This is a genomic window from Patulibacter sp., assembly GCF_030655195.1.
Lineage (GTDB): Bacteria > Actinomycetota > Thermoleophilia > Solirubrobacterales > Solirubrobacteraceae > Patulibacter.
Genome location: NZ_JAURWA010000014.1, coordinates 23878 through 50193, shown reverse-complemented (window position 1 = coordinate 50193; position 26316 = coordinate 23878). Strand labels below are relative to the sequence as shown.

Annotated in this window: 18 protein-coding genes; 14 read left to right on the top strand and 4 right to left on the bottom strand. The window is 74.3% G+C overall.

Going from position 1 to position 26316, the window contains the following annotated elements; translation table 11 throughout:
- Positions 1-67 precede the first annotated feature (67 nt).
- A complete protein-coding gene (locus Q7T67_RS01570; protein ID WP_304785573.1) occupies positions 68-2380 on the top strand; it encodes a polyribonucleotide nucleotidyltransferase in 2313 nt (770 codons plus the stop codon).
- 67 nt (positions 2381-2447) lie between these two features.
- On the top strand, positions 2448-3707 hold the full coding sequence (locus tag Q7T67_RS01565; RefSeq protein ID WP_304785572.1) for a pitrilysin family protein: 1260 nt from the start codon (positions 2448-2450) through the stop codon (positions 3705-3707).
- Between the two features lie 33 nt (positions 3708-3740).
- Here the strand turns inward: Q7T67_RS01565 and Q7T67_RS01560 are convergent, their stop codons facing one another.
- Complete coding sequence (locus tag Q7T67_RS01560; protein ID WP_304785571.1) at positions 3741-5948, bottom strand: hypothetical protein; 2208 nt, start codon at positions 5946-5948, stop codon at positions 3741-3743.
- 76 nt (positions 5949-6024) lie between these two features.
- On the opposite strand from Q7T67_RS01560, the gene Q7T67_RS01555 reads away from it, so the two are divergent.
- From Q7T67_RS01555 to Q7T67_RS01545, 3 genes are read left to right on the top strand one after another with little or no spacing between them, the layout of a single operon-like run.
- Positions 6025-6696 (top strand): 4-hydroxy-tetrahydrodipicolinate reductase, encoded by a 672-nt coding sequence (locus tag Q7T67_RS01555; RefSeq protein ID WP_304785570.1) that lies wholly within the window; start codon positions 6025-6027, stop codon positions 6694-6696.
- 5 nt (positions 6697-6701) lie between these two features.
- Positions 6702-7220, top strand: a complete 519-nt coding sequence (locus Q7T67_RS01550) for a GNAT family N-acetyltransferase (protein WP_304785569.1) — start codon at positions 6702-6704, stop codon at positions 7218-7220.
- Positions 7217-7744 (top strand): GNAT family N-acetyltransferase, encoded by a 528-nt coding sequence (locus Q7T67_RS01545; RefSeq protein ID WP_304785568.1) that lies wholly within the window; start codon positions 7217-7219, stop codon positions 7742-7744. The genes Q7T67_RS01550 and Q7T67_RS01545 overlap by 4 nt, the downstream gene beginning before the upstream one ends.
- A 7-nt stretch (positions 7745-7751) precedes the next feature.
- On the opposite strand, the gene Q7T67_RS01540 is transcribed toward Q7T67_RS01545, so the two are convergent.
- Complete coding sequence (locus tag Q7T67_RS01540; RefSeq protein ID WP_304785567.1) at positions 7752-10037, bottom strand: AAA family ATPase; 2286 nt, start codon at positions 10035-10037, stop codon at positions 7752-7754.
- A 202-nt stretch (positions 10038-10239) separates the two neighbouring features.
- Here Q7T67_RS01540 and dapA point away from each other — a divergent pair, with 202 nt between their 5' ends.
- Both dapA and Q7T67_RS01530 read left to right on the top strand, forming a co-directional pair.
- Complete coding sequence (dapA, locus tag Q7T67_RS01535; protein ID WP_304785566.1) at positions 10240-11094, top strand: 4-hydroxy-tetrahydrodipicolinate synthase; 855 nt, start codon at positions 10240-10242, stop codon at positions 11092-11094.
- Between the two features lie 236 nt (positions 11095-11330).
- Entirely contained in the window at positions 11331-13016 is a 1686-nt protein-coding gene (locus Q7T67_RS01530; RefSeq protein ID WP_304785565.1) for a ribonuclease J, read from the top strand.
- Between the two features lie 91 nt (positions 13017-13107).
- Here Q7T67_RS01530 and Q7T67_RS01525 read toward each other — a convergent pair whose 3' ends face one another.
- Complete coding sequence (locus Q7T67_RS01525; RefSeq protein ID WP_304785564.1) at positions 13108-14646, bottom strand: HAMP domain-containing sensor histidine kinase; 1539 nt, start codon at positions 14644-14646, stop codon at positions 13108-13110.
- Positions 14647-14951: 305 nt separating this feature from the next.
- A complete protein-coding gene (locus Q7T67_RS01520) occupies positions 14952-15644 on the bottom strand; it encodes a response regulator transcription factor (protein WP_304785563.1) in 693 nt (230 codons plus the stop codon).
- Positions 15645-15819: 175 nt separating this feature from the next.
- Here Q7T67_RS01520 and Q7T67_RS01515 point away from each other — a divergent pair, with 175 nt between their 5' ends.
- From Q7T67_RS01515 to Q7T67_RS01485, 7 genes are all read left to right on the top strand, one after another.
- On the top strand, positions 15820-16665 hold the full coding sequence (locus Q7T67_RS01515; RefSeq protein WP_304785562.1) for a DeoR/GlpR family DNA-binding transcription regulator: 846 nt from the start codon (positions 15820-15822) through the stop codon (positions 16663-16665).
- A gap of 174 nt (positions 16666-16839) precedes the next feature.
- A complete protein-coding gene (locus Q7T67_RS01510) occupies positions 16840-19866 on the top strand; it encodes a DNA translocase FtsK 4TM domain-containing protein (RefSeq protein WP_304785561.1) in 3027 nt (1008 codons plus the stop codon).
- A gap of 47 nt (positions 19867-19913) precedes the next feature.
- Positions 19914-20741, top strand: a complete 828-nt coding sequence (locus Q7T67_RS01505) for a RodZ family helix-turn-helix domain-containing protein (RefSeq protein WP_304785560.1) — start codon at positions 19914-19916, stop codon at positions 20739-20741.
- Positions 20738-22048: a competence/damage-inducible protein A gene (locus tag Q7T67_RS01500; protein ID WP_304785559.1), complete on the top strand. Its 1311-nt coding sequence runs from the start codon at positions 20738-20740 to the stop codon at positions 22046-22048. The genes Q7T67_RS01505 and Q7T67_RS01500 overlap by 4 nt, the downstream gene beginning before the upstream one ends.
- Before the next feature lie 259 nt (positions 22049-22307).
- Positions 22308-23435 carry a recombinase RecA gene (gene recA, locus Q7T67_RS01495; RefSeq protein ID WP_304785558.1) on the top strand — a complete coding sequence of 376 codons (1128 nt, stop codon included), beginning with the start codon at positions 22308-22310 and terminating at the stop codon, positions 23433-23435.
- Positions 23432-24724 carry a regulatory protein RecX gene (locus Q7T67_RS01490; protein WP_304785557.1) on the top strand — a complete coding sequence of 431 codons (1293 nt, stop codon included), beginning with the start codon at positions 23432-23434 and terminating at the stop codon, positions 24722-24724. Before recA ends, Q7T67_RS01490 begins: the two co-directional genes overlap by 4 nt.
- A gap of 91 nt (positions 24725-24815) precedes the next feature.
- Positions 24816-26294, top strand: coding sequence for a MiaB/RimO family radical SAM methylthiotransferase (locus Q7T67_RS01485; protein ID WP_304785556.1), 1479 nt, complete (start codon positions 24816-24818; stop codon positions 26292-26294).
- Positions 26295-26316 lie beyond the last annotated feature (22 nt).

The window sequence follows — 26316 nt, the reverse complement described above, 5'->3', positions numbered from 1 at the left end:
CCGTTCGGAACGACGAGAATCAAGACAGCGCGCCCGATCCGATGGGGCGCGCGGACGAGGAACACATATGAGTCACGACGACGTGACGACGGTCACCGTGGAGATCTCCGGCAAGGAGATCACCTTCGAGACCGGCAAGCTCGCCAAGCAGGCTTCCGGCGCGGTCACCGTGCGGCAGGGCGACACCATCGTCCTCTGCACCGCCTCCACCGGCCGCATCAAGGACTTCGACTTCCTGCCGCTGACGGTGGACGTCGAGGAGCGGTCCTACGCCGCGGGCAAGATCCCCGGCTCCTTCTTCAAGCGCGAGGGCCGCGCCGGCGAGAAGGCGACGCTGACCGCCCGCATGATCGACCGGCCGATCCGGCCGCTGCTGCCGAAGAACTGGCGCTACGAGACGCAGGTCGTCGCGATGCCGATCTCGGTCGACCACGAGCACCCGTACGACATCCTCGCGATGAACGGCGCCTCCGCCGCGCTGACGATCTCCTCGATCCCGCTGCCCGAGCCGATCGGTGCCGTGCGCATCGGCAAGATCGACGGCACCATCGTCGTCAACCCGCCCGAGGCCTCCCTGCTGGAGGACGGCGAGAGCGATCTCGACCTCATCGTCGCCGGCACCGCCGACGCGATCCTCATGGTCGAGGCCGGCGCCAACGTCATCCCCGAGGCCGAGATCCTCGACGCGCTGGACATCGCGCACGACGCGATCAAGAAGCTCGTCGAGGCCCAGCTCGAGCTGCGCAAGCTCGTCGGCAAGGAGAAGACGCCGCACGAGGGCCCCTCGATCGACGCGAAGCTCCTGGCGAAGATCAAGAAGTCCCACGGCAAGAAGATCGAGAAGGCCACGCAGGTCGTCGACAAGCTCGACCGCGAGGACGAGACCGACGCCGCCAAGCAGGCCGCCTACGACGCGAACGTCACCGAGGACGACGACGCGGAGCACAAGAAGGCCGTCAAGGCCGTCGTCGACGCGCTCGAGAAGGCCGCCATCCGCGACCGCATCGCGGTCCAGAAGGTGCGCCCGGACGGCCGCGAGGCCACCGAGATCCGCAAGATCACGATCGAGACCGGCACCGCCCCGCGCACGCACGGCTCGGCCCTCTTCACCCGTGGTCAGACGCAGGCGCTGTCCGTCGTCTCCCTCGGCACGCTGAAGGAGGAGATGCGGCTGGACACCCTCGGTCTCGAGACCAACCGCTACTACTGGCACCACTACAACTTCCCGCCGTTCTCCGTCGGCGAGGCGGGCCGCCTGGGCGGCCCGAAGCGTCGTGACATCGGTCACGGCGCCCTGGCCGAGCGGGCGCTCGTGCCGGTCGTCCCGTCGATCGAGGACTTCCCGTACACGATCCGCGTCGTGTCGGACATCCTCGAGTCCAACGGCTCCTCCTCGATGGCGTCCGTCTGCGGCTCGTCGCTGTCGCTGATGCAGGCCGGCGTGCCGATCACCGCCCCGGTGGCCGGCATCGCCATGGGCCTGATCAAGGAGGGCGACGACTACATCGTCCTCACCGACATCGCCGGCGTCGAGGACCACCTCGGCGACATGGACTTCAAGGTCGCGGGCACCGAGGAGGGCATCACCGCCCTCCAGATGGACATCAAGATCACGGGCGTCACGTTCGAGATCCTGCGCGACGCCCTGGCCCAGGCCAAGGACGCGCGCCTCGAGATCCTCGGCAAGATGAAGGCCGTCATCGACGGCCCGAACGCCGAGCTCTCGCTCTACGCGCCGCGCATCCTCTCGACGAAGATCGACACCGAGAAGATCGGCATGATCATCGGCAAGGGCGGCGAGACGATCCGCGGGCTCCAGGAGGAGTTCGAGGCCCAGATCGACATCTCCGACGACGGCACGATCAACGTCTACTCGTCCTCGGGCGCCAAGGGCGACGCCCTGATCGAGCGCATCAACTCGATGACCCGCGACGTGGCGCTCGGCGACGAGTTCGACGGCAAGGTCGTCAAGACGACGACGTTCGGCGCCTTCGTCGAGCTCATCAAAGGCACCGACGGCCTGCTGCACATCTCGAACGTCTCGCCGGGCAAGCGCGTCGACACGGTCGAGGAGGTCCTCTCGCAGGGCGACGTCATCAAGGTGCGCGTCGCCGAGCTGGACCGCGAGCGCGGCCGCGTCGGCCTGCGCCTCTCGGACGACCCCGAGATCGCCGGCAAGACCGCCGAGGAGCTGAAGGACCTGAAGAAGTCCGGCGGCCCGCGCGGCGGCGGTGGCGGCGGCGACCGTCCGCCGCGCCGTGACGGCGACGGTGGCGGACGCCCGCCCCGTCGCGACCGCGACGGCGAGAGCGGTGGCGGCGGCGAGGGCGGCGACCGGCCCCCGCGTCGTCGTCGCGAGCGCTCCGGCGGCCGGGACTAGTCCCATCGCCACCCCGTCGTCCCACACCACCTCCGACGAGCAGCGCATCACGCGGCTGCCGTCGGGGGTGACGGTCGTCTCCGAGTCGATCGGCTCGGCGCTGTCCGTGGCCGTCGGCGTGTGGGTCGGCACGGGTGCCCGCCACGAGCGGGACGAGGAGGCCGGCCGCGCGCACCTGCTGGAGCACATGCTGTTCCGGGGGACGCGGTCGTTCACCTCGACCGAGGTCGACCAGCGCTTCGACGCTCTGGGCGGCGACCTCAACGCGGCGACCAGCCGCGACGAGACCGCGGTGGTCGCGCGCGTCCTCGCCGACGAGCTGCCGGGCGCGTTCCCGATGCTCGGCGAGATGGTCGCGGCCCCGCTCCTGCAGGACGCGGACCTGGCCCTCGAGCGCAAGATCGTGCTCGAGGAGATCTCGATGATCGACGACGACCCGGAGGAGCTCGTCTTCGAGCTGCTGCCGACGGCCGTCTTCGGGCCGCACGCCCTCGGGCGCCCGGTCATCGGGACCCCCGAGGTCGTCTCGGGCACCGACGGGGACACGCTGCGCGACTTCTACGCCGGGCGCTACCGGCCCGGCCGCATCGTCGTCGCGGCCGCCGGCGCGGTCGACCACGACCGGCTCTGCGAGCTGGCCGCGGCGACCGCCGTACCGGCCGACCCCGGCACCGGGCGCCCGGAGGACACGAACGATCCGGGCTCCGCTCCGGCGACCACGCCGCGGGTCATCTTCCGCCGGCGCGACACCGAGCAGGTCCAGATCGCGATCGCCGGTCGCGGTCCCGGGATGGGCGACGAGCGGCGCTACGCGCTGCGCGTGCTCGACACGATCCTCGGCGGCACGCCGTCGTCGCGCCTGTTCCGCGCGGTCCGCGAGGATCGCGGGCTGGCCTACGCCGTGGCGTCCTTCGACGACCAGCACAAGGGCGGCGGCATGGCCGGCGTCTACCTGGGGACGCGGGCGGAGAACCTCGCCGAGGCGCTGCAGATCGTCGCGGCGGAGCTGGCCCGCATCTCGAGCGAGCTCGTCGACGACACCGAGCTGACCCGGGCGAAGCAGAACGCGCGCGCCCGTCTGCTCCTGGGCCTCGAGTCCACGCAGGCGCGGATGCACGTGCTGGGTCGGTCGGTCCTGCACGACCTCGAGCTGCGGACCCCGCACGAGGTCGCCGAGCGGATCGACGCGGTGACGGCCGAGGACGTCCGCGCCCTCGCTGCCGACCTCTACGCCCCGGCCGGCCTCTCGGCCGCGGGCGTGGGGCCGGACGAGGACGCCTTCCGGGCGGCGCTGGCCCCGGTCGCCGGGCACCTGCCGGGCGCCTGAGGGCCGGGCGGTGCCGGCGGCGCCGGGCCGGGCTCAGCGCCCGGTGCCCGGCGCGAGCCGGTAGACCGCGATCTGGTCGGTCTGCGTGGCGTGCGAGGTCGGCGGCCCGCCGACCCGCTGGTCGATCTGCGTGATCGCGAGGGGGAGGCTGCCGACGGTCTCCGGGCGGACGTCCGCGGCGTTCGACGCGATGCCGAACGGCGGCACGTTCGCCGTGACGAGGTAGACCGGCCGACGACGGGCGACGGCGCCGAGCCACCGCGAGAAGCGCGGGTCGTCCAGGGTCGCGGTCCGCTGTGCGCCGTCGTCCCGCGCGGCGCGCAGCATCACCACGTCGCGGCCCTGGCGCAGCTCGAGCGCGGGACCGAGGACGCCCCAGGCGGCATACCCGGGGCCCATCAGGACCAGCGGGTCCTCGCCGGTGATCAGCGCGTCGATGCGGTCCACCTGCTGCGGCACGCCGTCGAACTCGGTGACGGTCAGCGCCTGCCGGGCGTCCGAGAGCGACCCCGCCAGCGCGAGCGCGGCCAGGAGCGGGGCCAGCACGGCGACGGCGAGTCCGCCGCGACCACGGCGACGGGCGCCCCAGGCCAGCGCGACCGCGAGACCCGCCAGCGCCGCGGTGACGGGCAGCGCGACGGGCAGGTACCGGCGTGCGGTCCAGTACTGGTCGGGCACCAGGACCTGCGGGTCGCGGGCGACGAGCCCCAGGGCGACGACCGCCAGCGCGAGCAGGGGGAGGAGCGGGGGGATCCGGCGGCGGGCCTCCGTCGGGGCGAGCAGCAGGCCGGCGACGCCGGCTCCGGCGAGCAGGACGCCCGGTCGCGTCGCGTACTCGCGGAAGATCTCGAGGCCCAGGGCGGGCGGGTGCACGGCGAGCACGACGGCCCCGAGCACCACCAGGGCGGCCAGGACGCGGCGCACGCGCGCGTCGTCCGCGGTGGCGCCGAGCCGGGCTCCCGCCCGGCGGAGCGGTGCCTCGGGCAGCAGGACGACGGCGGTGCAGAGACCACCGGCGAGGATCGCGAGCCCGAGCACGACGACGGTGGGGGAGACCCCGCCCAGGACGTAGCCGATCGTCTCGAGGGTGTAGCCGCGCGACGCGGTCAGGGCGCGCAGGGCCGCCAGGACGACCAGCGGCACGAGGCCCGCGGCGAACGCCCGCGAGAGCCGCCGCCCGCCCGCGCCGTGCAGGAGCAGCGCCGCGACGGGGGCGACCACCAGGAGGGGCCAGGCGTCGGGGCGCACGAGCGGCGCGGTGCCCAGGGCGGCGCCGGCGAGGATCGCCACCCGCGGCCCTGCGCCGCGCAGGGCGGCCGCGGCGGCGAGTCCGGCGGTCAGGAGGACCACGCCCGAGGGCACCTCCGTCATCGGGTAGCGCGAGAAGTAGATCAGCGCCGCGTTGCCGGCCAGGAGCAGCGCGGCGGCCACGGTCGCGACCGTCCGCAGTCCGGGGCGCACCAGCAGCGCCGCGACCCCCGCGGCCAGGAGCACCAGGACGCCGCCCAGCAGCGTGATCACCCACTGCCCTCCGCCACCGGTGACCGTCGCCCCGCCGGCCATCGCGGCGGGCGTCAGGTGGTAGCCGTGCGGCACGACGCTCGTGGTCCCGCCGGCGTCGGTGCCCCGGACGAAGAACCCGGGGAGCGGCTTCTCGTCGTCGACGCCCAGGGTCGGCGCCTGGTCGCGCAGCCCGTCGCGGACGTCCCGGTCCAGCGACAGGTCGAGCCCGCCGTCGGCGCGCAGGTGCTCCGAGGTCATCACGTAGAAGCCGGCGTCGCGGCCCCCGACGTCGAACGCGTAGGCCGGGAGGACGGCGGCCCCCGCGCCGGCGAGCGCGAGCAGCACGACGGGCAGCGCGCCGACCCGGCGGGAGCGCCCGGGCCCGGACGCCGCGCAGAGCACGAGCAGCACGCCGACGGCGGCCACGCCGAGGGGCCCGAACCACCCGGCGTCCGCCAGCCCCAGCAGCGGGACCACGGCGACGAGCGCACCGGCGCCGACGGCGACGCCCGTCCGGGTCGCCCACGGCAGGCGCCCGGTCGCCGAGCCGATCAGCCCGTGGCCGGCGAGGCCGACGAGGACCGCCACCGCGGCCGCACCGACCGGGCGGACCGGACCCAGCGCACCGACCCCGGCCACGACGAGCGCGACGAGCGCCGCGACCCGCGTGGGCCAGGAGACGGCGGCGAGGCGCCGGAGGATCGGGATGATCGGTCGCCCGGAGATGGCGGGAGTCAATCAGGGAGGCGAGGGCGGACGCCCCGCCACGGCACGCGCACGCCGCCCGGCCGATCCGCCGTGCGACGATGACCCGATGAGCAGCGAGATCCGCGTCGCGGTGGCCGGGGCCGCCGGTCGCATGGGCAGCACGGTCTGCGACGCGGTGGAGGCCGCCGACGGACTGGTCCTCACGGGGCGCGCCGACCCGGGCCTCGACACGACGCTCGCGGACGTGCTGCCCGACGCCGACGTCGTCGTGGACTTCACGCACCCCGACCAGGTCGTCGACAACGCCCTGCAGTGCCTCGCGGCCGGCGTCCACGTCGTGATCGGCACGTCGGGGTGGGACCTCGCCGCGCTCGAGGGGAAGACCGGCGCCAACGTCTTCTTCGGCCCGAACTTCGCCATCGGCGCGGTCCTGATGATGCGCTTCGCGACGGAGGCCGCCCGGCACATGCAGAAGGCGGAGATCATCGAGCTGCACCACGACAAGAAGCTCGACGCCCCCTCGGGCACCGCCGCCCACACCGCCCGGCAGATGGAGGCCGCGACCGGCGTCGCGCCGCCCATCCACTCCGTGCGCCTGCCCGGCCTGGTCGCCCACCAGGAGGTCATCCTCGGGGGCCTCGGCGAGACCCTGACGATCCGGCACGACTCCCTCGACCGCTCGTCGTTCATGCCGGGCGTCGTCCTCGCCGTCCGCCGCGTGGCCGGTCTGCAGCGCTCCCCGACCGTGGGCCTCGACCGGCTGCTCTTCGAGGACTGACGCCCGTGGAGCTGCGCCCCGCCACCCCGGAGGACGCCGACACGATCGCCGGGGTCGTCCTCGCGGTCGCCCATCACGCCTACGCCGAGCTGGAGCCGCGGCGGGTCGCGCTGATGGAGCTCGACGACCTGCGGGCGGAGTGGGCCGGGCGGCTGCGGCCGGACCGCGACCGGGCCACCGGCGACGAGCTCGGCGTCGTCGTGACCGAGGGGGACCGCCTGATCGGGATGGCCTGGTGGCTGATCCCCCGGGGGCCGTACGACGTCGAGGTCGCCGACGGCGTCCTGACCCACCTCGTCGTCCACCCGATCGCGCAGAACTGCGGCGTCGGCACCGCCCTGCTCGCGCACGCCGAGGACGCCCTGCGCGCCGTCCGCGGCGGACGCGCCGCGCAGACCGCCAGGACCCGGCTGCACGAGGGCAACTGGTGGGCGGCGCGGTTCCTCGAGCACCGCGGCTGGGAGCGCGAGCCCGACGCGGAGCCCGGCGTCGGCGGGACCCTCGCCTGGAGCCGCGAGCTGTGAGCGCCGCGGACGTCCGCTTCGCCGGCATCACCGCGCTGCCCGGCGTCCTGCAGCTGGTCCAGGACGCCTACCGCGGCGCCCCGAGCCGCACGGGCTGGACGACGGAGGCCGACCTGCTCGACGGTGGGCGGACGACGCCCGGTCTCGTCGCCGACCTGATGGTGAGCGTCCGGGACGCCGTGCTCGTCGTCGGCGAGCCGACCCGCCCCACGGCCTGCTGCGCCGTCGGCGTGTCGGACGACGGCGCCGCCCTGGGGATGTTCGCCGTCCGTCCCGAGGCCCAGGGCCGGGGGACCGGCGCCGCGGTCCTCGCCGGCGCCGAGCGCTACGTCCGGGACCGGTGGGACGCCTCGGCGCTGCACCTGTCGGTGATCCGGCAGCGCACCGAGCTGATCGCCTGGTACGAGCGCCGCGGCTATGCGCCGACCGGCCGGACGCAGCCGTTCCCCTACGGCGACGAGCGCTACGGGCGCCCCCGGCGCGACGACCTCGAGCTCGTCGTCCTGCGTCGCGAGCTCGCCTGACCGCGCCTCAGCCGACGGCGTCGCCGAGCGCGTCGCGGATCCGGGCCGGCAGCGCGGTGTAGCGCGTCGCCCCGTCGACCCGGCCCAGTGCCTGACGGACCGCCGCCCGGTCGCCGACCATCACGCAGGCCTTCTCCGCGCGGGTGACCGCCGTGTAGAGGAGGTTGCGGGTCAGCATGTGCCGGTGCTCGGTGAGGACCGGCACCACGGCGACGGGGATGCTCGACCCCTGTGCCTTGTGGACCGTGCACGCGTAGGCGAGCTCCCAGGTGTCCAGACGGACGACGGGCAGGCGGATCGTCCGGCCGTCGTCCATCTGCAGCAGCGCGTCGTCGCCGTCGACCCGGACGAGCATGCCCAGCTCGCCGTTCATGACCTCGGACTCGTGGTCGTTGCGGGTCTGCATCACGCGATCGCCCTCGCGCAGGGCGCTGCCCTTGGCCTGTCGGCCGCCGGGGTTGAGGATCTCGCGCATCCGGGCGTTCAGCGCCTCCACGCCGCAGGCACCGCGACGCTGGGGCGCGAGGACCTGCACGCCGCCCACGGCGGAGACCGCGTAGTGGGCGGGCAGGCGCGCGGTCGCCAGCGAGACGATCTCGTCGGCCGCGGTCAGCGCGTCCGCGCGGTCGATGAAGAAGAAGTCGCGGACGTCGTCGGGTCCCGGCTGCGTGATCGGCGGCTGCCCGTGGTTCATCGCGTGGGCGGAGCGCACGATGAGCGACCGCTCGGCCTGACGGAAGATCCGGGTCAGGCGCACGGCGGGCACGACCCCGGACTCCAGGAGGTCCTGCAGCACGCGGCCCGGGCCGACCGGTGCGAGCTGGTCGACGTCGCCCACCAGCAGGACGTGGGTCCGCGGGCCGACCGCGCGCAGCAGCGCGACGGCGAGATCCAGCGGCAGCATCGACGCCTCGTCGACCACGAGCATGCCGCCGTCGGGGATCGGGTCGTCCTCGTCGTGCTGGAACCCGTCGCCCGGCACGAAGCCGAGGAGCCGGTGGATCGTCGTGGCCTGGGCGCCCGTGGCGTCCGACAGGCGCCGCGCCGCCTTCCCGGTGGGCGCGCAGAGCAGGACCGACCGCCCGGCGTCCTTCAGCACCCGCACGAGCGCGCGCATCGTCTGCGTCTTGCCGGTGCCCGGTCCGCCGGTGAGGATCGAGAGCCGGTGCGCGCACGCCAGCCGCACCGCCTCCCACTGCTCCGCCGACGGGAGGGGATCGGCCGACGCGCGGCGCTCGGCCTCGGCCACGGGACCACCGGCCGGTGCGGGGGCGGAGCCCGAGCCCACCGCGAGGCGCTCGGCGGGGGCGGCCTCCGTCGGCGGGTCGTCGTCGACCTCGACGTCGAGCGTCGGGACGTCGGTGGTCATGCGGGCGACGATCTCGGCCAGCAGCGCCTCGGCCTCGTCGAGCTCGAGGGTCGCGACGCGTCCGTCGCGGTCCACGACGGCGTGGTCGGCGATCAGGCCCTGCAGGGCGGTCGTGACCGCCGGGACCAGCGCGTCGACCGCCGACCACGGCACGTCGCGCCCGGCCAGCAGGCGCGTCGTGCGCGAGACGGCCTCGTCGTGGGGGAGGTGGCAGTGCCCGTCGTCCTCCGCACGGGCCAGCGCGTGGACGATGGCCGCGCGCCGGCGCTCCTCGCTGCCGGGGTCCTCGCCCAGCGCGATCGCGATGGCGTCGGCGGTCGGGAAGCCGATGCCCGACCGGGAGGTCAGCCGGTACGGGTCGGACTTCAGCAGCCCGACGTCGGGCTCGTCGCCCAGCGCCCGGATCACGCGGCCGATGGTCGCCGCGTCGAGGCCGTGGCGCTCGAGCAGCAGCCGCACGGCGCGCGGCCCCGCCTCCGCGCGCCACGCCTCGACCGCCTCGGCCAGCTTCTCGCCCGTCAGACCCTTCACGCGGCGCAGGACGTCCCTGGGGTTCTCCTCCAGCCGGCCGAGCAGCTCGTCGCCGAACCGCTCGATCAGCGCCTCGGCGGCGCGCGGGCCGACGCCCGGGACGCGCTGGAGCACGCGGGAGACCGCCTCGTCGTCGCCGGGCTCGACGCTCAGGAGCGCCCGGACCTGGAACCGCTCCCCGTGCTTGGGGTGCTGCGTACGCCGGCCCGTGGCGCGGACGACGTCGCCCTCGCCCAGGTGCCCGACCGGGCCCACGACGACCTCGTGGCCGCCGGGCACCGCGTCCTCGCCGGACGGGACGGCGTCGAGCACGGCGAACTGCCCGTCGTCGCTGCGGTAGCGGACGTTCACGACCTCGATCTCGAGCGTCAGCTCGTCCGGTCCTCCGGGCACGCACGGACGGTATCGGGCGACCCGGTCCGGTCCGTCGACCGACCGGCTCCCGCACGCCCCCGTGACGAACGCGGCACGAACGATGGGCGCCGCGGACCCCGGAGCGCGTCCCGCCGCGGACACGCCGGGCGGTGCGGCGACGGCCGGCGCCGCGGGACGCGCCGCGCCGCAGCGAAAGCCCCGCTCTGGGAGGATTCGGGGCGTGTCCGCCCTCGGGACGATCATCACGGCCGTCGTGACGCCCTTCGCCGACGACTTCGCCGTCGACGAGGACGCGTTCGTCTCGCTGCTCCACCACCTGGCCGCCGACGGGTCGGACGGCTTCGTCGTCGCCGGCACCACCGGGGAGGGCTCGACGCTCTCCGTCGAGGAGCACCTGGCCCTGGTCGAGCTCGCGATCCGCGAGAAGCCCGCGGGCACCACGATCATCGCCAACGCGGGCGGCAACGACACCCGCGAGTCCGTCCACCTGACGGAGCGGGCGACCGAGCTGGGCGCCGACGGCACCCTGAACGTCGTCGGGTACTACAACCGCCCCAACCGCCGCGGCATCGTGCAGCACTACCGGACGGTCGCCGCGGCGACCGACAAGCCGATCGTGCTCTACAACATCCCGTCGCGCTCGACGCTGGACCTCGACAACGAGCTCCTCGCCGAGCTCGCCCAGATCGAGCACGTCGACGCGGTGAAGCAGGCCAACAACGCCAACGTCGCGCTCGTCGACGGCCTGGACCTCTACGCCGGCAACGACGACCTGCTGGCCCGCGTCCTCGACCTCGGCGGAGCCGGCGGCATCTGCGTCGCGTCGCACCTCGTCGGGCCGCAGCTGCAGGAGATGGTCTCCGCCTCGCCCGAGCGACGCGCCGAGATCGACGCGTGGCTGACGCCGCTGAACCGGGTCATGGGCGTGACCACGAACCCGATCCCGATCAAGGCCGCGCTCGACCTCGTCGGCCGGCCGGTCGGTGGCCTGCGCCTGCCGATGGTCGAGGCCGACGACGACGAGCGCGCCCAGATCCGCGCGGTGCTGGCCGACCTCGGCCTGCTCCCCTCGTAGGACTCCCATCCGCCGCCGCCCGCAGCACACCTCGACCCGGACCCGGCGCACGCGCCCGGTCGGTCGCCCCACCCCGCGGCGTCGCCCCGCCGCCACGGCTACTCCGCGTCGCCCGGAGCCCGGCCCGCGGGCGCCACGCGCCGTCCGGCGCTTATCCGAGGACCCCCGCCACGCGGGGCCTCTGACACGCGCGCGGCACACGGCCGCGGCGCACGGACGGAAGAGGAACACCACAGATGACCGGAAATCGCCCGGCACAGAAGACCCTCCGCATCCTGCCGCTCGGCGGGCTGGGGGAGATCGGCAAGAACATGACCGTCGTCGAGTACGACGGCAAGATCGTCGTCATCGACGTCGGGGTGCGCTTCCCGACCGCGGAGCAGGTCGGCATCGACCTGGTCCTCCCGGACTTCAGCTACCTGAAGGACCGCGCGGCCGACATCGAGGCCATCGTCATCACCCACGGGCACGAGGACCACATCGGCGCGCTGCCGTTCGTCCTCAAGCAGCTCGGAGGCGCCCGCCACGCGCCGAAGATCCTGGGCCTGCCGCTGACGATGGCGATGGCCAAGAGCAAGCTCGAGGAGCACCGCCTGCGCGAGGTGCCGCTGACGACCGTGAAGACGGGCCAGACCGTCAAGGTCGGCACGTTCGAGCTCGAGTTCATCCACACGACGCACTCGATCCCGGACACGGCCGCCGTCGGCGTGAAGACGCCGCTGGGGACGCTGCTGTTCACGGCGGACTACAAGTTCGACCAGACCCCGGTCGACGGCCCGCCCGCCGACTTCCTGCGCTTCTCGCGCTACGGCAGCGAGGGCCTCCTCATGCTGCTCGGCGACTCGACGAACGTGGACCGCCCCGGCTGGTCCCCGTCGGAGTCGCTCGTCGGCCCGGCGCTGGAGTCGGCCTTCGCGCCCCTGCGCGGCCGCATCATCGTCACCTCCTTCGCATCGAACCTCCACCGCGTGCAGCAGGTCATCGACGCCGCCGTGAAGCTCAACCGCAAGGTCTGCCTGCTCGGGCGGTCGATGAAGAAGAACACGAACATCGCCCGGACGCTCGGCATCCTCCAGATCCCCGACGGCGTCCTCGTGCAGCCGCGCGACCTCGAGCACCTGCCGGACCACCGCGTCCTCGTGATGTCGACCGGCTCCCAGGGCGAGCCGCTCGCCGCGCTGCGCCGCATGGCGTTCCGCGACCACCCGCAGATCCGGATCCACGAGGGCGACACCGTCGTCTTCTCCGCGACCCCGATCCCGGGCAACGAGCGCGCCGTCAACGAGACGATCGACAAGCTCTACCAGGCCGGCGCGAACGTCATCACGCACAAGGACGCGCCGATCCACGCGTCGGGCCACGGCTACCAGGAGGAGATGAAGATGATGCTCAACCTGACGAAGCCGAAGTACGTCATGCCGATGCACGGCGACTACCAGCGCCTGCGCCTGCACAAGAAGATCGCGGTCTCCGTCGGCGTCAAGGAGGACAACGTCTTCTGCGCCGAGAACGGCCTGCCGGTCGAGATCGACCAGCGCGGCGCCCGCTTCGGCAAGCCGATCTCCTCGGGCGTCATGTACGTCGACGGCACCGACATCGGCGCCACCGCCGACGCCGCCCTGCGCGACCGTCGCTCGCTCTCCGCCGACGGCCTGTTCGTCGTCGTCGCCACGATCGGCGACGAGGACGGCAAGACGGTCGCCGAGGCCGAGCTGCTGTTCCGCGGCGTGCCGTTCAAGCACGACGAGGCGTTCCTGACCGCCGTCCGCGAGCAGGTCGACGCCTCCGTCGAGCGCGCCGCGGCCGACAAGATCCACGACCTGGACGAGATCCAGCGGATCCTGCACGACGACGTCGCCCAGCTCGTCTGGGAGAAGCTCAAGCGCCGCCCGGTCGTCATGCCGGTGGTCGTCGCCGTCTAAGAAGACAGAGGGGCGGGCCCCGAGCCGAGCGTCTCGGGGTGGGACCGCGTTCCGGTTCGGCCGGGCTCGGCCCACCCGCAGAGGCCCGGGGTCAGTCCCGCTCGGGGCGGTCGTCCGGGTCGACCGGCGCCGACGCGGTGTCGTCCTCGGGCGGCGACCCCGCCCCGCCGCCGGCGTCCCGGTCGGCACCCGCCTGCGCTGCGGCCTCGGCCTCGGCCTCGCCGTCGGCGTAGGGCCGGTACGGGCCCTGCAGGCGCCGCTGGATCCGGCGGACCACCCGGCGCGGCGAGCTGACGTCGGTCGTCGCCGCACCGGACCAGAGGGCGCCGCCGGCCTCGTCCGCGAGCGTGCCGGACGGGCCGTCGGGGTCGGCCGGCAGCACCGCGAGGGTCACGACGAACCGCGCGCCGCGCCCCGTCTCCTCGTCCGTGGCCTCGACGCGCACGTCGCCGCCGTGCCGCCGGGCCGCGGCGCGGACGATGGCCAGGCCGATGCCCGTCGAGCCGGCGCCCTCGCCGCCGCGGCGCACGAAGCGGTCGAAGATGCGCTGGCGCAGGTCCTCCGGGATGCCGTGGCCGTCGTCCTCGACGACGAGCTCGCCGCGGGTGCCCTCCGACCGCAGGCGCACCCGGATCTCGGTGCCCTCGGGGGTGTGCCGCAACGCGTTGCCCACGAGGTTGGCGACCATCCGGACGAGCTCGTCGCGGATCCCGTCGATCGCCACCGGGTCGATGTCGAGCGCCACCGAGTGGTCCCCGATCTGCGGCTCGAGCTCGTCGACGGCCTCGAGGATCGCCCGGTCCAGGTCGACCTCGGCGCGCTCGGTCTCGCGGCTGGCGTCCATGCGCGCCAGCAGCAGGAGGTCGGCGACGAGCCTGCGCATCCGGCGGGAGGAGCGCAGCGCGGACTCCGCGGCCTCGCGGTCGTCGCCCGTCGTGGTCAGGGCGAGCAGCTCGAGGTTGGCCTGCACCGACGTCAGGGGCGTGCGCAGCTCGTGCGACGCGTCGGCGATGAACTCGCGCTGCCGCTGGAGCGTCGCGTCGACCGTGGCCTGCGCGGCCGACAGCTCGTCGAGCATGTCCTGCAGGGTGGCGCCGAGCTCGGCGATCTCGTCGTGCACGCGCGAGGGCGGCATCTTCGCGTCGAGGTCGCGGGTGCGCGCGATGTGGCGGGCGGTCGACGTCATCCGCCGGACCGGGCGCATCGCCCGGGCACCCAGCGCCAGGCCGCCCCACAGGGCGAGGAACGAGCCCAGGACGACGCCGAGCCCCAGCGCCGACCACACGCGGCGGGTCGTCCGCTGGATCGCGTCGTAGGACCGCCCGACCTGCACGACGAGATCGACCGCGGTGGTGACGCGGTAGCTCCCGAACCCCGGCGTGGTGCCGAAGGGCGAGGACGAGGAGCCGGTCGACCCGCCGAAGGGCACCTGACGCTCGGCGGGCGACCCGCCCGGGGTGACCAGCTGGCGGTTGAACCGCCGCGTCTCGACGCGGTAGTCGCCGACGCGGTCCTCGTCGCTGCCCGGATCACCGAGGTCGACCCCGCGGCCGGGGGACGCGAAGATCGGGGTGTAGCGACGACCCGTGCGCGTCCAGATGCGCACCGCCGTCGCGGAGTCGCCCGCCACCGAGTTCAGCGCGTCGGTGTTCAGCCGGTAGGTCAGTCCGCCGTCCTGCGAGACGAGGCGGATGCGCTCGCGGACGGCGTCCAGTCGCGCGGCGGTCTGGGTCTGGAAGTCGCCGTCGATCCGCTTCGTCGTGAAGACGCCGACGCCCGCGGCGAACGTCAGCAGGATGACGCCGGTCAGGGTCGCCGAGACGACGGCCAGCCGCCACCGGATCGGGAGCCGGTCGAGGCCGCGCAGCGGCAGTGCGCGCTTGGTGGCCGTGCGACGGCGCGGGGCGATGGGACGACCTCCGTCGCGGCGCCGGCTCAGCGACCGACGCGCAGCACGTAGCCGGCCCCGCGGATGGTGTGGACGAGGCGGTCCTCGCCACCCTCCTCGAGCTTGCGGCGCACGTTGGAGATGAAGACCTCGATCGTGTTCGTCGACGCGAGCGGGTCGTAGCCCCAGACCTCCTCGAGCAGCCGCTGGCGGGGCACCACGAGCTTCTCGTTGCGCATGAGGTACTCGAGCAGCTCGAACTCGCGCTGGGTCAGCTCGATGTGGCGCTCGCCGCGGAAGACCTCGTGCGTGGCGGGGTTCAGCGTCAGGTCGGCGCAGACGAGCGCGGCCTCGCCGCGCGGGGGACGGCGGCGCAGCAGCGCACGGATGCGGGCGAGCAGCTCGTCGCGCTCGAACGGCTTGACGAGGTAGTCGTCCGCGCCGGAGTCCAGGCCGGCCACACGGTGCTCGACCGCGTCGCGGGCGGTGAGGATGAGGATCGGCACGTCGTCGGACTCCCGCAGGTGCCCGGCGACCGAGATGCCGTCCATGTCCGGCAGACCCAGGTCGAGGATCACGAGATCCGGCATGAACGTCCGGGCCTCGGCCAGCGCGGACTGCCCGTCGCGCGCGGTGCGGGTCTCGTAGTCCTCCAGCCGCAGCGTCCGGCCGAGGACCCCGGCGATCTCCTCGTCGTCCTCGACGATCAGTACGCGGGCCGTTCGCCCCGACGAATCCATGGACCGATGGTAGACGCAGGGCCTTTATGTTCGATCAACGGCGGGTCCCGGGCACCTGAGCGCGGGCCTCGCGGGCCCCGGTCCCGCGGCCGTCCGTCTTGACAGCGTCCACGTGGCGTGTTCTGATCGGCGCCGTTCGATTCCGCGCGGTCCGCCCGGAGAGAGGGGACCACGGATGGCGAAGACGAGGGCGACACCCGGCGACGACCGGCTGCGGCTGGCGGAGGGACGCCGCGAGGCGGTCCTCGAGCTCCTGCAGGCCCAGCGGGCGGTCACCGTCGCCGAGATCGAGGAGCGCTTCGGCATCTCCCCGATGACCGCGCGCCGCGACCTGGCGGAGCTCGAGCGCCAGGGCAGGGCGCGCCGCACCCACGGCGGGGCGGTCCTGCCGTCGACCGCCTCGCACGAGGACTCCTTCTCCGCACGGATGGCGACGGCCACGGCGGCCAAGCGCGTCCTCGCGCAGGCCGCCGCGGCGACCGTCGAGGACGGCGAGGCGCTGTTCCTCGACTCGTCCACCACCGCCTTCCACCTGGCCGAGGTGCTCTGCCGCGAGGACCGCCGGGTCACCGTCGTCACGAACTCGCTGCCGATCCTCGACCTGATCGCCGGCGGCGCCCGGGACACGATCGAGCTGATCGGGGCCGGGGGCCAGCTGCGCCGGATCTCGCGGTCGTTCGTCGGCCCGGTCGCGGTCGAGTCGCTCAAGCGCCACTGGGCGGACCGCGCGTTCCTGTCGGTGAAGGGCATCGCCCCGGACGGCACGCTGACCGACGCCGATCCGCAGGAGGCCGAGGTCAAGCGCGTGATGACCGCGCAGGCCGGCACGGCGACCCTGCTGGTCGACGGCGGCAAGCTCGACCGCCGTGGGCTCTCCGTCGTCGGTCCGATCACGGCGTTCGGGGAGGTCCTCGTCGCCGGCACCGGACCCGTCGAGCCGCTCGAGGCGTGGTCGGCGGCGCTCGACCTGCCCCAGGGCGTCGTCCGCGTCCTGCCGTGCGGGCCGGACCAGGACGACTGAGACCGGGGACCCGGAGGGCCGACCGCCCGCGCCCCGGACGGCCCCGCACCGGGCCGCCCGGCAGGCCGCCGGGCCCGCGGACCGGGCCGCCGGCCCCGAAGTTCCCGCAACGTGCGGACGGGCGGCGGATCGGCGGAGGAACCGGGGCCCGTGCGGCGAACGACGTGGGTGAGCATGAGCAGCCGTCCCCGCACCCCTGCCCGCAACGCCTCGTCCGCGAAGCCGAAGCCCCGCCCCAAGGCGGCGGCGAAGGGCCGGTCGAACGCCCCGGCGCGCGGTGGCGCGACCGGGCGCACCGGCGCCGTCCCCCCACGGGAGCCGCTGGGCCAGCGGCAGTTCGACCAGATCGGCCTCGGGCTCCTGGCCTTCGCCGTCTTCCTCGTCTTCCTGATGTACCTGGGCTCCTGGGGCGGCGCGATCGGGGACGCCCTCGTCGACGGCCTGCGCAGCGTGCTCGGCCAGGTCGCGTACCTGACGCCCCCGATCGTCGCCGCCACCGGCGTGCTGCTGATCCTGCGCCCCCTCGTGCCGGCCCTGCGCCCGTTCCGCTTCGGCGGCGTGCTGCTCGTCCTCGCGATCGAGCTGATGCTCGCCGCGGGCACCTTCGGCCTCGGCGGCGGCGCCGGACGCGACGAGCTCTGGTCCTCCGACGTCGTCCAGGACCGTGGCGGGCTCGTCGGCGACCTCCTCTACTGGGGCATCTCGAGCCTGCTGGGATCGATCGGCGCGCACGTCGTCGCCGTGACGATGCTGCTCGCGGGAACGCTGCTCCTGACGGGCGCGTCCGTCGCGTCGATCGTCGCCCGCACCGGGGAGGGCCTGCGCCAGACCACCACCGCCTTCCGGCGCGTCGACGGCGAGGGCTGGTCCGACGACCGGGACGACGTCCTCGAGATCCCGGTCCGCCCGCGGCGCCGGGCGTCCGCGACCGACTCCGGCACCTTCGACGGCGACGGGCCCCGTCCGACGCCGCCCGGCAAGGGGCGGAGGCAGGCGACGGGGGACCGCCCCGCCACCGGCCGGAAGGCCGCGGGCGACCGCTCCGCCACGGGCGAGCGTCCCGCCGCCGTCGGCCTGCCCGGCGCCGCGGACGACGACGGCGAGGCCCCCGAGTTCCCCGCCCTGCCCCCGCGTCGCGGGCGGGCGACGCCCCCTGAGCCGGAGGACGACATCGCCGCCTCCCGCGGCGAGCAGGTCTCGGCCTCCCGCGGGCCCTCGGTCACCGCCTCCCGGGGCCCGGGCGCGTCGCCGCGCCCGGAGCTCGACGGCGCGCGGCGCTACCCGGACCTCTTCGGGGAGAGCGACGAGGTCCGCCTGGACCTCGGCGTCCCCGTGGCCGACGACGCCCGGGCCGACGAGCCCACGGCCGACACCGAGGACGCCGCCGGCGAGGAGCCGACCGTGGTCGTGCCCCCGACGGCAGCCGGTCCGCGGCGCTCCGCCGCCGGTGGCACGCCCCGGCACCTGCGCGTGGCCGACGACGCGGGCGCCCCGCACGTCCCGGCACCGCGGACCGAGGAGGCGGACGGCACGGAGGACGACGCCGACGAGCCCGCCGCGCCGCGCCCGTCGCTGGCCGAGCTCCGCTCCCGCCAGCCGATGCGGGGCGACCTCGACGCCCCGGACGACGGCTACGTCCTGCCCGACCCGGCGCTCCTGAAGGTCTCGACCTCCGACCAGCTGCGCCCCGACACCGCCGGTCAGGCCGAGACCGCGCACGCCCTGATCGAGGCGCTCGCGCACTTCAAGGTCGAGGCGAAGGTCATCGGCACGATCGCCGGCCCGCACATCACCCGCTACGAGCTGAAGCTCGCGCCCGGCATCAAGATGTCGAAGGTCGCGCAGCTCAAGGACGACCTGGCCTACGCGCTGGCCGCCACCGACATCCGCATCCTCGCCCCGGTCCCGGGCAAGACCGCCGTCGGCGTCGAGGTCCCCAACGCCCGCCGCAGGATCGTCCACCTGGGCGACGTCTACGGCGACCCGCCGGAGGACGCGTCCCCGCTGACCGTCTGGCTGGGCAAGGACGTCTCGGGCGCCCCGATCTACGCCGACCTGGCGAAGATGCCGCACATGCTCGTCGCCGGCACCACCGGCGCGGGCAAGTCGGGCTGCGTCAACGCGATGCTCAGCTCGATCCTGCTGCACGCCACGCCGGACGACGTCCGTCTGGTCCTCGTCGACCCCAAGCAGGTCGAGCTGAACCACTACGAGGCGATCCCGCACCTGCTGACGCCGGTCATCACGAGCCCGAAGATGGCGGCCAACGCGCTGCAGAACCTCGTGCGCGAGATGGAGTGGCGCTACGGCGTCATGAGCGTGAAGAAGACGCGCTCGCTGATCGAGCTGAACAAGGTCCGCGTCGACGACGGCGACGAGCCGCTGCCCTACATCCTCTGCGTCATCGACGAGCTCGCCGACCTGATGATGGTCGCGCCCGCCGACGTCGAGGACGCGATCATCCGCATCGCGCAGAAGGCCCGCGCGGTCGGCATCCACCTCGTGCTCGCCACCCAGAGCCCGCGCGTGGACGTCATCACCGGGATGATCAAGGCGAACGTGCCGTCCCGGATCGCGTTCTCCGTGTCGTCCCAGACGGACTCCCGCGTGATCCTCGACCAGAACGGCGCCGAGTCGCTGCTCGGCCGCGGCGACATGCTCTTCAACCCCGTCGGGTCGTCGAAGCTCACCCGCATCCAGGGCGCCTACATCGACGAGGCGGAGATCGCCGCGCTGACCGAGCACTGGGCCCGCCAGGGCGAGCCGGACATCCGCGAGGACCTGCTCGAGGCCGTCGACGCCGACGCCCCCGACGAGGCCGCCGAGGAGGACCCCAACGACGCGGACGCCGATCCGCTGCTCGCCGACGCCGTCGAGATGGTCGTCGAGATGGGTGCGGCGTCGACGTCGGGCCTGCAGCGCCGCCTGCGCGTCGGCTACACCCGTGCCGGGCGCCTCGTCGACATGATGGAGCGCCGCGGGATCATCTCCGGCTTCGAGGGCAGCAAGTCGCGCCAGGTGCTCGTGCAGCCGATGGACCTGCCGCGCGTGCTGCAGCAGATCCGCGGCAAGGCGTCCGCCGGCGGACCCGACGCGGCGGGGGAGGGCGAGGACCTCATCGGCCCGCACGCCCCGCCCTCCGGCGACACCTCGGACGACCGCACGGGCGACCACGCGGTGCTCGGCTCGGGCGGCGAATGACCGTGCGCCCTCGCCGTACCGCACGCGGCCGATAGCCTCCCGGGTTCATGCCAGAGATCGGCGTCACCCTGCGCGAGGCCCGCATGCGCGCCGGCATCGACATCGCGGAGGTCGAGTCGCGGACCAAGATCCGTGCGAAGTACCTCCGTGCCCTCGAGAACGAGGAGTGGAGCCTGCTGCCCGGCACCACCTTCGTGAAGAGCTTCCTCCGCACCTACGCGGAGACCCTCGGACTGGACGCCAAGCTCCTCGTCGAGGAGTACAAGTTCCGCCACGAGCCCTACGAGGTCGCCCAGGGCTCCCAGGGCGGGGCGGGCCCGCGCAGACGACGGGGCGGCCGACGCGGACGCGTCGGCGGCGGTGGTGGGGGCGGCGGGGCGTTCGGCCCCCAGCGCCGGACGAGCATCCTGCCGATCCTCGTGCTGCTCCTGATCGTCGCCGGCGCCATCTTCGCCGTCTACCGGCTCAGCCGGAGCGAGGACGCGACCTCGACCTCCACCACGCCGACCACCACGACGGCCACCGAGGCGCGCCGGACCTCGGAGACCGAGCGCATCGAGGCCCGCCGCGAGCGCCGCCGGAAGGCCGCGATCGTCCGCCTGAAGATCACCGCGCCGCGGTCCGAGGCGGCCTCCGTCTGCGTCACCGACGCGTCGGGCAAGCGGGTCGTCAGCTCGCTGAACCTGCGCGCGGGACGCAGCACGAGCACGCTGCGGTCGCGCTCGTTCGACGTCGCGCTCAGCGCCGGCGTGACGGTGCGCGACGGGTCCAGGCGGCTGCGTCTGCGCGCCGACGACAAGAACGTGATCGCCTACCGCATCATGAAGGACCGCAGGACCCGCCTGCCCGACTCCCGACGCCCGAGCTGCACGTGACCACTCCCCGCGCCGTCGTCGTCATCACCGGCACCGAGGTCCTCGGCGGCTGGGTCGCCGACGCCAACGGGCCCTGGCTCGCCCAGCGCCTGGGGGCCCTCGGCGTCCAGCACGTCTCCACGACGGTCGTCGGCGACCGGCCCGAGGACCTCCGCGCCGCACTGGAGGACGCCCGCGACCGCGGGGTCGAGCTCCTCATCACCTCCGGTGGCCTCGGGCCGACGGAGGACGACCTGACCGCCCAGGTCGTCGCCGAGTTCAGCGGTCGCGCGTTCGAGCTGGACGAGGCGCTCGAGGGGCGCATCTGGAAGATCATCGAGCCGATGTCCCGGCGGTGGAAGGGCATCAGCCAGGAGGCCGTGCGCGAGGCCAACCGCAAGCAGGCGATGGTGCCCGACGGCGCCGCCGTCCTCGAGCCGGTCGGCACCGCACCCGGGCTCGTGGTCCCGCCGACCGACGACGACCCCGACCGGCCGCCCACGCCGACGGTCGTCGTGCTGCCGGGCCCGCCGCCCGAGCTGCAGCCCATGTGGACCACGGCCGAGTCCCACCCCGGGCTGCAGGCCGCCATCGGCGGGGCGACCGAGCTGCACCAGTCCACCGTGCGGCTGTTCGGGCTGCCCGAGTCCGAGCTGGCCAACACGATGCGCGACGCCCGCGCCGCCGGCGTGGCGGTCGACTCCTTCGAGATCACCACCTGCATGCGCGGCGGCGAGCTCGAGGTCGTCTCGCGCTGGACGCCGGAGCAGGAGGAGGCGGGCCACGCGTTCGAGACCTTCCTCGTCGAACGCCACGGCGACGCGGTCTTCTCGCCCGACGGTCGCACGATCGACGAGCTCGTCCTGGACGGGCTCCGCGAGCGCGGCTGGACGATCGGCACCGCCGAGTCGTGCACCGGCGGTCTGCTCGCCGGCCGGCTGACCCGCCTGCCGGGGTCCTCCGACGTCGTGGAGGGCGGGATCGTCTCGTACTCCAACGGGGTCAAGGAGCGGGCGCTCGGCGTCGACCCGGAGCTCATCGCCGCGCACGGCGCCGTCTCGCCCGAGGTGGCCTCGGCGATGGCGGCCGGGGCGCGCGAGCGGTTGGGCGTCGACGTCGCGATCTCGACGACCGGCGTGGCCGGCCCGGGCGGCGGCACGGACGAGAAGCCCGTGGGGACCGTCCACGTCGCGGTCGCCGGCCCCGACGGGACCCTCTCGCGGCACCTGCGGCTCCCGGGCGACCGGACCCGCGTGCGCGAGCTGACGACGACCGCCGCGCTGCACCTGCTGCGCCGGGTCCTCGCCGGCGAGCACGACGCGGCCTGAGCCTCGGACCCACCGACCGGGCGCCGGACCCGGTCGCCCTCCGGGGCCGCCTGCGGGATGGGGCGCCGGTGGGGTGGCGCGGTCCGCCGCGGCCCGCGGATCGCGGTGCCGTCCGACGCTGTTGCGAACATGCGTTCGGTCGGGCGCCGTTTCGGCACGTCCTGCCCCTGAACGCGGCATACGAACGTGCGTACGGTTCGGTTCCGTCCGAACCCCGTCGGACAATGCGATTCCGCTCCCAACGTTGAGGACAGTTGAGATGGCTCCCAAGGAGACCGAGGCGACGGCGAAGGCCCGCGACGCCGCCCTGCAGGGCGCCCTGCAGCAGATCGAACGGCAGTACGGCAAGGGCACCGTGATGCGCATGGGCGAGGAGGGCGCGCACTCCCGGGTTGACGTCGTGCCGACCGGCGCGCTCTCGCTCGACATCGCCCTCGGCGTCGGCGGCGTCCCGCGCGGCCGCGTCATCGAGATCTTCGGACCGGAGTCCTCCGGTAAGACGACGCTCGTCTACCACATCCTCGCGGAGGCCCAGAAGAAGGGCGGCGTCTGCGCGTTCATCGACGTCGAGCACGCGATGGACCCGATCTACGCGCAGAAGATCGGCCTCGACATCGACGAGCTGCTCGTCTCGCAGCCCGACTACGGCGAGCAGGCGCTCGAGATCGCGGACATGCTCGTCCGCTCCGGCGCCGTCGACGTGGTGGCGCTGGACTCCGTGGCGGCGCTGACGCCCCGGGCCGAGCTCGAGGGCCAGATGGGCGACCAGACCGTCGGTCTGCAGGCGCGGATGATGAGCCAGGCGATGCGCAAGCTCACCGGCAACCTGAACCGCACGAACACGCTCTGCATCTTCACGAACCAGATCCGCGAGAAGGTCGGCGTGATGTTCGGCTCGCCGGAGACGCAGCCGGGTGGCCGCGCGCTGAAGTTCTACAGCTCGCAGCGCCTCGACATCCGCCGCATCGAGACGATCAAGGACGGCACGGACGCGGTGGCCAACCGGGTGCGCGTCAAGGTCGTCAAGAACAAGGTCGCGCCGCCGTTCAAGCAGGCCGAGTTCGACATCGAGTTCGGCAAGGGCATCTCCACCTCGGGCTGCCTGATCGACCTGGGCATCGAGCACGGCGTGGTGCAGAAGTCCGGCTCGTTCTTCTCGTTCGACGGCGAGCGCCTGGCGCAGGGCCGCACGAACGCCAAGGCGCACCTGGACGCGAACCTCGAGATCGCGAAGGAGATCGAGCGCCGCATCTACGAGAAGCTCGGTCTCGCCGCCCCGGGCGCGGAGCCGCCGTCGGCCGCCGGCATCAAGGCCGCCGAGACGGCCGCCAAGGCGAAGGCCGACGCCGACGCCGGCGTCAAGGAGCCCGCCGCCGCGATCGCGTGAGCGACGGGCGCGACGCGTTCGACGAGGATCCGGCGGCCGACGCGCTGCCGGACCTCGTCGAGGACGGCGCGGGCTGGGACGCCCCGCTCCCCGACCTGGCCGAGCAGGCGCAGGTCGCGCGGGTCGGTGGCCGGACCGCCGCCGCGCCGGGCGCGAGAGGGTCGCAGGACGTGATCGGAGCGGACGCGGGAGGCGTCCGGTCCGATGACGCTCCTCCGGCCGACCTCGCCGGGGACACCGGCGACGTCCCGCTCCCAGACCTCGGCGGTGCGGAGACGGACGGCGAGGACCTCTGGGCGCCGGTGCCCTGGGTGCCGGCGGACGATCCGCGAGGCCCCGGGGCCGAGGACGCCCCACCCGCCGACCTGACCCGGCGGACCGGCCGCGGGCGACGCCGGCGGCGCGTGGCGGGTGCGGAGGCCGGTCCGTCGAGCTCCTCGCCGGCGGTCCCCGGGCCCGTCGCGGCGAGCCTGCGACGGGCCCGGGACCTCGTCGCGGACGACGGGCCGACCGGGAGTCGCGGCGCGGCCGACGCCGGACACAGCGAGGCGGCGTCCACGGACCCGGCCCCCCTCGCGGCCGATGCTCCCCGTGGGCTGGCCGCGGGTGGGCCCGCCGGCGGCCTGGAGCCCGGGACGCTCTTCTCCAATCCGGATCCCGCGCCGGCGGACGGCGAGCGCCGCGGCCGCGGCGCTCGACGGGGGAAGAAGCGCCGTGGGTCGCGGTCGGGCGAGGGGTCGGGGGACGAGGCCGCCGCGGCGGACGGTGGGGGCGGGGCGGCGACATCCGACCGGCCGCTGACCGCCGAGGAGCGGCTGCAGCACGCGCTGAAGCTCGCCTACCGGCACCTGACCAAGCGCGACCGCACGATCTCCGAGGTCCGCGCGCACCTGGAGAAGCGCGAGGTCGACGAGGCGTCGATCGCCGGGGCGCTCGTCGAGCTGCGGGAGTTCGGCTACCTCGACGACGAGCGCTACGCGGCGCGCTTCGTCGAGGACAAGCGCCGGCTGGAGGGCTGGGGGCACCTGCGCATCGAGCAGGGCCTGCGACGCACGGGCGTGGACCGCGAGATCGCCGACCGTGCCGTGGCCGACGACCCGCTGCGCGGTGACGAGGCGGAGCTCGCCGTCGACGCGCTCGAGCAGCGGCTGGCGGGCCGCGCTCCCGACGGCGACCGGGGTCGCCAGAAGGCCCTGCGGCTGCTGGCGACGAAGGGCTACCCCCTCGACGTCGCCTACGCGGCGGTGCGGGCCTACGAGCGTCGCTGCGCCGAGCGCCACGAGGACTGAGGCCCGTGGCCCGCCCCGGACCGCCCCGGCGGTCCGATCCGCCCGGCCTGCGGACGGCCGACCGTCGTGGCACCGCTACCCTTCGACCCTCATGAGCAGCACCGTCGCGCCCACCAAGCGGTACCACGTCACCACGTTCGGGTGCCAGATGAACGAGCACGACTCCGAGCGGATGAAGGGCATGCTCGAGGCGCTCGGCTACGACGAGGCGCCGGTGGCCGACGAGGCCGACCTCATCCTCTTCAACACCTGCTCCATCCGCGAGTCCGCCGACTCGCGGTTCGTCGCGCACCTCGGCCACGCCAAGCGGATGAAGCGCGAGCGGCCCGAGGTCGTCATCGGCGTCGGCGGCTGCTGGGCGCAGTCCGTCAAGGACGAGGTCTTCCGGCGGTTCCCGTTCGTCGACGTCGCGTTCGGGCCCGGCCAGATCAATCGGCTGGCCGAGTTCCTGACCACCGACTCGCTCACGGCCCAGGGCTACTTCGAGTTCGAGGGCTTCCCGGCGCACCTGCCGACCAAGCGCGACCGCGACTTCCAGGCGTGGGTCCAGATCGCCGTCGGCTGCAACCTGAAGTGCTCCTACTGCATCGTGCCCTCGACCCGGGGCCGCGAGTCGTCGCGGCCGTTCGAGCAGCTCGTCGAGGAGGTCGAGCGCCTCGCCGCCGACGGCGTCCGCGAGGTCACGCTGCTCGGCCAGAACGTCAACGCCTACGGGCGCGACCTGCGCACCACCGACCCGCTGCCGGCGGCGCTCGAGCCGTTCCACGCCGCCGCCAAGCGCCCGACGGGCCGCATCGTCTCGCTCGACGGCGTCGCCCCCTCGCCGTCCGCCGGCGACGAGGCCGGCCCGGGCCGGACGCTCCGTCCACGTCCGCGGACGTTCGCCGAGCTGCTCACGGTCGTCGCCGGGATCCCCGGGATCGAGCGGGTCCGCTACACCTCGCCGCACCCCAAGGACATCCGCGAGGACGTCGTCGCGGTGCACGCCGCACTGCCCGAGGTCTGCCAGCACATCCACCTGCCGCTGCAGTCGGGGTCCACCGCGATCCTCAAGCGGATGCGCCGGACCTACGACAAGGGCCGGTTCCTCGACCGCGTCGCGATGATCCGCGAGGGCTGCCCCGACATCGCGCTGTCGACCGACATCATCGTCGGCTTCCCGGGGGAGACCGAGGAGGACTTCCAGGACACGCTCGACGTCGTCGAGCAGGTCGGCTTCGACAGCGCGTTCACGTTCGTCTTCTCGCCCCGCCGGGGAACCGAGGCCGCCGAGTTCACCGAGGGCCTCGTGCCCCACCCCGTGAAGGTCGAGCGGATGGAGCGCCTCGTCGAGGCGGTCCAGCGCAACGCGCGGGAGCGGACGCAGCGCTTCGTCGGCCGGACGCTCGACGTGCTGATCGAGGGCCCCTCGCGCACCGATCCCGACCGCCTCCGCGGTCGGACGAGCCACAACAAGGTCGTCAACTTCACCGGCTTCGGCGACCCGGGCACCACGGTCCCGGTCGAGATCACGGGCGCCACCTCGCAGACCCTGTCGGGCGAGATGTCGCTGCTCTCCGCCCTCGCCTGAGGGCGGGACGGCGGCGCGACGG

Bases quoted from the DNA above. Each gene is read 5' to 3' on its own strand.
- Q7T67_RS01570 (WP_304785573.1), top strand. From the start codon at position 68: ATGAGTCACGACGACGTGACGACGGTCACCGTGGAGATCTCCGGCAAG.
- Q7T67_RS01555 (WP_304785570.1), top strand. From the start codon at position 6,025: ATGAGCAGCGAGATCCGCGTCGCGGTGGCCGGGGCCGCCGGTCGCATG.
- Q7T67_RS01530 (WP_304785565.1), top strand. From the start codon at position 11,331: ATGACCGGAAATCGCCCGGCACAGAAGACCCTCCGCATCCTGCCGCTC.
- Q7T67_RS01520 (WP_304785563.1), bottom strand. From the start codon at position 15,644: ATGGATTCGTCGGGGCGAACGGCCCGCGTACTGATCGTCGAGGACGAC.
- Q7T67_RS01515 (WP_304785562.1), top strand. From the start codon at position 15,820: ATGGCGAAGACGAGGGCGACACCCGGCGACGACCGGCTGCGGCTGGCG.
- Q7T67_RS01510 (WP_304785561.1), top strand. From the start codon at position 16,840: ATGAGCAGCCGTCCCCGCACCCCTGCCCGCAACGCCTCGTCCGCGAAG.
- Q7T67_RS01505 (WP_304785560.1), top strand. From the start codon at position 19,914: ATGCCAGAGATCGGCGTCACCCTGCGCGAGGCCCGCATGCGCGCCGGC.
- recA (WP_304785558.1), top strand. From the start codon at position 22,308: ATGGCTCCCAAGGAGACCGAGGCGACGGCGAAGGCCCGCGACGCCGCC.
- Q7T67_RS01485 (WP_304785556.1), top strand. From the start codon at position 24,816: ATGAGCAGCACCGTCGCGCCCACCAAGCGGTACCACGTCACCACGTTC.